The organism is Micromonospora sp. KC213, from assembly GCF_004348325.1.
Lineage (GTDB): Bacteria > Actinomycetota > Actinomycetes > Mycobacteriales > Micromonosporaceae > Micromonospora.
Genome location: NZ_SMKF01000269.1, coordinates 1 through 5,241, shown reverse-complemented (window position 1 = coordinate 5,241; position 5,241 = coordinate 1). Strand labels below are relative to the sequence as shown.

General features: G+C 71.2%; 5 protein-coding genes. 1 reads left to right on the top strand and 4 read right to left on the bottom strand.

Annotation, left to right across the window (positions count from 1 at the left end):
• Positions 1–518 precede the first annotated feature (518 nt).
• From E1166_RS31295 to pdhA, 4 genes are all read right to left on the bottom strand, one after another.
• Complete coding sequence (locus E1166_RS31295) at positions 519–656, bottom strand: hypothetical protein (RefSeq protein ID WP_165942753.1); 138 nt, start codon at positions 654–656, stop codon at positions 519–521.
• A gap of 220 nt (positions 657–876) precedes the next feature.
• On the bottom strand, positions 877–2,328 hold the full coding sequence (locus tag E1166_RS29250; protein ID WP_132343075.1) for a dihydrolipoamide acetyltransferase family protein: 1,452 nt from the start codon (positions 2,326–2,328) through the stop codon (positions 877–879).
• Positions 2,329–2,333: 5 nt separating this feature from the next.
• The gene (locus tag E1166_RS29245; protein ID WP_132343074.1) at positions 2,334–3,323 is read right to left on the bottom strand and encodes an alpha-ketoacid dehydrogenase subunit beta; all 990 of its coding nucleotides are present in this window, start codon (positions 3,321–3,323) and stop codon (positions 2,334–2,336) included.
• Positions 3,323–4,501 (bottom strand): pyruvate dehydrogenase (acetyl-transferring) E1 component subunit alpha, encoded by a 1,179-nt coding sequence (pdhA, locus tag E1166_RS29240; protein ID WP_132270891.1) that lies wholly within the window; start codon positions 4,499–4,501, stop codon positions 3,323–3,325. The genes E1166_RS29245 and pdhA overlap by 1 nt, the downstream gene beginning before the upstream one ends.
• 495 nt (positions 4,502–4,996) lie before the next feature.
• On the opposite strand from pdhA, the gene E1166_RS31290 reads away from it, so the two are divergent.
• A partial coding sequence (locus E1166_RS31290) for a hypothetical protein (protein WP_165944457.1) occupies positions 4,997–5,241 on the top strand: 245 nt, incomplete at its 3' end.

The window sequence follows — 5,241 nt, the reverse complement described above, 5'->3', positions numbered from 1 at the left end:
GGCTGATCCGGTCGGCCGGCGGGTGGCGGCGGGGCCCAGCCCAGATCCGGGGCGGCGGGGTTGCCGGATCCCGGCTGCGTTTGTCGGTCGCCGTACGGCGCCGGTCCAGCGGCGCCCGGCGGCACCTCGTCCGGCTCCTGGCCGGGGCGGTGCTGGCCCTCGGACGTCATGGGTGCGCCTCCTCCATCACATGTCGGCCCGCCGATGCCGTCCGGGTCCGGACGGCTGACTCGCCGGTGTCGCCGGCGGATCGGCCGTGCGGGCTCCCCGCACCGTATCCGGTTGCCGCGCGGAGCGCCCAGGGAGCACCGGCCGTCACCCACCGTCGCCAGACGATGGCGACCGGCTGTCGTCCGGCTTCATCTCGTCACGGGCCGGCGGGCGGCGACCGTGCCCCACCGTACCGGTCGTCCGGTCGAGGTGGAATATCGGTCTCGGTGGCCCGGAAGGCCGACGACCCGCCCGGGGGCCGGGCGGGTCGTCGATCTGGAGGAGGGTGAGGAAAGTCGGTGCCGCCGTCAGCTCACGTGACGCTGGGCGATCGCGAGGATCTCCTCGCGCATCGTGGGCGAGTTGGCGGAACGAAGCGCGTGCTCGATGGCGCGGGCGCGGCGGTGGGCGTCGCGACGGGTGCGGATGCGCTCGATCATGCTCATGGTGACTCTCTCCTCCGGCTATTCGGTTGTCGGCCCCTGGTGTCTCCATTCAACCGCAGATCGTCGCAGAGTTCCATCGATTATGAGGTGAGCTGAGCCACCTGCCTAAGGATCGTAGGTGTACGAGGGCTCACCCCGAGCTTCCCCTTGATCAAAAAGTCACGGCCGGTGTGCCGGGCGTTCACCCTGTGCACACCGGCCGTGGCCGTGTCGTAGATCGTCAGGTCCAGGCGAGCAGCGCCGCCTCCGGATCGGCCAGGAAGTCCCCGATGTCGCGGAGGAACTTCGACCCCAACTCGCCGTCGATGATCCGGTGGTCGAAGGAGAGCCCCAGCGTGGTGACCTGGCGCGGCTTCACCTTGCCCTTGTGCACCCACGGCATCTCGCGTACCGCGCCGAAGGCGAGGATGGCCGACTCGCCCGGAGGCAGAATCGGCGTACCGGTGTCCACTCCGAACACACCGACGTTGGTGATGGTCAACGTGCCGGCCGACATGTCAGCCGGAGTGGTCTTCCCGGTCTTCGCCGTCTGCACCAGGTCGGTCAGCGCGTCCGCCAACTCGCGCAGGGTGAGCCGACCGGCGTCCTTGATGTTCGGCACGATCAACCCCCGTTCGGTGGCCGCCGCGATGCCCAGGTTGACGTAGTCCTTGACCACGATCTCGTCGCCGGCCCAGGTCGAGTTGACCATCGGGTGCCGCTTGACCGCCAGCAGCACCGCCTTGGCGACCAGCAGCAGCGGTGAGACCCGGACGTCCCGCCACTCCCGCCGGCCGCGCAGCCGGTCCAGGGCCTTCATCGCCCGGGTCACGTCGACGGTCAGGAACTCCGTGACGTGCGGGGCGGTGAACGCCGACCGCGACATGTTCTCCGCGGTGAGCTTGCGCACCCCCTTGACCGGGATGCGCTGCTCGCGGTCCGCGCCGAAGCTCGCGCCGGCGGTGACCGGCGCGGTGACCGTCAGCGGCTCGGCCGCTGCCAGAGCCGCCGCCCGCTGTACGTCCTCCCGGGTGATCGAGCCCAGCGGCCCCGACCCGGTCAGCCCGGCCAGATCGACGCCGAGGTCCTTGGCGAGCTTGCGGACCGGTGGCTTGGCCAGCACCAGCGCGCCGCCGCGACCGTTGGCAGCCGGAGCCACCGGAGCCACCGGAGCCACCGGAGCCACCGGAGCCACCGGAGCCACCGGAGCCGCGGCGACCGGTGCGGGGGCCGCGATCGGGGCCGACGCCTGGGCCGGGACGGCGCCCTTGCGTGGCCGCCGCTTGGCCGCCGTGGTGCGTGGGCCGTAACCCACCAGCACGGCGGTACGCCCACCCGGGGCGGGGCCACCGGTCAGCCCCGGCGCGACCGCAGCCTCCACCGGGGCCGCCTCGGCCGCTGCCGGGATGGCCGTCGCCGCGGCCGGCTCCTCGACCGGCCCGGCGCCCGGCTCGGTGTCGATCGCGATGATCGGCGTACCGACCTCGACCGTGGCACCCTCCGGGTGGAAGATCGACCGCACCTGCCCGGCCCATTTCGCCGGGATCTCGACGGCCGCCTTGGCCGTCTCCACCTCGACGATCGGCTGGTTGAGCTCGATCACGTCGCCAACCTTGACCAGCCAGGCCAGAATCTCGCCCTCGGTCAGGCCCTCGCCCAGGTCGGGGAGGTTGAACTCCTTGATCCGTGACATGCCGCTCACCAGCCGAAGGTGCGGTCGACGGCGTCGAGCACCCGGTCGAGGTCGGGCAGGTACTCCTCCTCCACCCGGGCGGCCGGGTAGGGAGTGTCGTAGCCGGTCACGCGCAGTACCGGGGACTCCAGGGAGTAGAAGCACTCCTCGGTGATCCGGGCGGCGACCTCGGCCCCGAGACCCAGGTTGCCCGGAGCCTCGTGCACCACCACGCAGCGGCCGGTACGCCGTACCGACTCGTACGCCGAACCCAGGTCGAGCGGGGAGAGCGAGCGCAGGTCGATGACCTCCAGCTCCCGGCCGTCCTCGGCGGCGGCGGTCGCTGCGTCCAGGCAGGTCCGCACCATCGGGCCGTACGCCAGCACGGTGGCGTCGGTGCCCGCCCGGACGACCCGGGAGGCGTGCAGCGGGTACGCCGCCGACAGCGGGGCGTCCAGGTCGACCTGCCCCTTCTCCCAGTAGCGTCGCTTCGGCTCCAGGAAGACCACCGGGTCGTCCGAGGCGACGGCCTGCTGGATCATCACGTACGCGTCCTGGGGGTTGGCGCAGGTCACCACCTTCAGACCGGCGGTGTGGGCGAAGTACGCCTCCGGCGACTCCGAGTGGTGCTCGACCGCGCCGATGCCGCCGCCGTACGGGATCCGGATGACCATCGGGATCCGGACCTTGCCCTGCGACCGGTAGTGCATCTTCGCCACCTGCGACACGATCTGGTCGTAGGCGGGGTAGACGAAACCGTCGAACTGGATCTCGCAGACCGGCCGGAAGCCCCGGATGGCCAGGCCGACCGCGGTGCCGATGATGCCGGACTCGGCCAGCGGGGTGTCGATCACCCGCTGGTCGCCGAAGTCCTTCTGGAGCCCGTCGGTGATCCGGAAGACGCCGCCGAGCTTGCCGACGTCCTCGCCCATGATGACGACCTTCTGGTCGTTCTCCAGAGCCTTGCGCAGGCCGTTGTTCAGGGCCTTGCCGAGGGTGAGCGTCTCCGTGGCCATCAGTGCGCGCTCCCCTCGAACGACTCCAGGTACGCCGTGAACTGCGCCCGCTGGGCGTCGAGTTCCGGTGACCCGTGCGGGTAGACGTGGTCGAAGAGGGTCACCGGTGCCGGGTCGGGCATGGCGAGCACCCGCTCGCGCAGGTGCACCGACTCGGCGCGGGCCTGCTCGTCGACCTCGGCGAAGAAGGACTCGTCGGCGATCTGCTGCCTGGTCAGGAACGCCTTCATCCGGGCGATCGGGTCCTTGGCCTGCCAGGCCTCGACCTCGCTGGCGATCCGGTAGCGGGTCGGGTCGTCGGAGGTGGTGTGCGCCCCCATCCGGTAGGTGTACGCCTCGATCAGGCTGGGGCCCTGGCCGAGCCGGGCGTTGTCCAGCGCGTGCCGGGTGACCGCGTACGACGCGAGCACGTCGTTGCCGTCCACCCGTACGCCCGGGAAGCCGAAGCCCCTGGCGCGCTGGTACAGCGGGACGCGGGTCTGCCGCTCCAGCGGCTCCGAGATGGCGTACTGGTTGTTCTGGCAGAAGAAGACCAGTGGGGCGTTGAAGACGCTGGCCCAGACGAACGCCTCGTTGACGTCACCCTGACTGGTCGCCCCGTCGCCGAAGTAGGCGATGACGGCCTCGCCGTCCTCGGTCCCGGTCTTGCCGTCCATGTGGACGCCCATGGCGTACCCGGTCGCGTGCAGGGTCTGCGCCCCGATCACGATCGTGTACATGTTGAACTTGAACTCGTTCGGGTCCCAGCCGCCCTGGTCGACGCCGCGGAACAGGCCGAGCGGCATGATCGGGTCGATGCCCCGGCAGTACAGCACCCCGTGCTCGCGATAGGTCGGGAAGGCCATGTCCTGAGTGCGCAGTGCACGGCCCGAGCCGACCTGGGCCGCCTCCTGGCCGAGCAGGCTGGCCCACAGGCCCAACTCGCCCTGCCGCTGCAACGCGGTTGCCTCGGCGTCGAGCTTGCGGACCAGGACGAGGTCGCGGTAGAGCCCGCGGTACTCCTCGTCGGTGAAGTCGACGCGGTACTCGGTCCCGTCTGGGCCGGTCGCGCTCTCGATCCGCTCACCGGTCGGGGTGAGTAGCTGTACGAGTTCCGGCCCGTCGGCGCGGGTGGCCTGCTTGGAGCGGGGTGCGGCCCGCCGGCCGCGGGTAGTGACCCCGGGGTCGCCCTTTGCCATCCGTCTCTCCCTGTCGTGTCTGCGTCGGTGCCGGGGGTGACCCGTCCGCGCAAATCGTGCGCCGACCCGGCCGGTGCCGGGCTGGCCCTGGCGGCCGCGCCTAGCCCCGGTGAGGGTTGCCGCGCGGCGGTGAGCCGGATTCGGGGAGGAACCCGGTTCGGGAGCGCCGGCACCGGGCCGCGCCTGCCGCGCGGTGCGCGCAGGTCGCGGCTGCGTCGCCGTCGTGCCTGAATGATGTCAGAGGAGGTGAGCGGGCCCACAGTACGGTCCTCCCGGCCGGCGTGGTTTCGACCGTTTGACGACTAAGGTCCAATTCTCCCTGGATGGAAGATGCGCGCCGACGGACTACAGGTGTGTCGACACGCCGTGGCGGCTGGTGAACTGAGCGTGACTGGTCCATCCTGACCAGGTGCCGGGTGAGCTATTTGTGGCAATTTGTCCATTTAGCCGTCACCTGGCGCTCCCGCAGATCATGGTCGACGAAGGAGTGCGCGCGTGTCCGAGCCAGGTGACGGTCCTCCCGCCCCGCACTTCGGTCGGCACCGTGCCGGCGGTGCTGGCTACCGGCGGATGGTCGGGGCACACCGAGCCCCTGCCGTGGTCAAACCCGGCCGGGGCTACCTGTTCACCGTCGCCCTGCTCGCCGGCACCGCCTCGATGCCCATCCTGGCCGCGCTGAGCACCGGCTCGGCCACCGTCGGCAGCAGCGCCCTGCCGGACGGCAGCACGCCCTTCCTGCC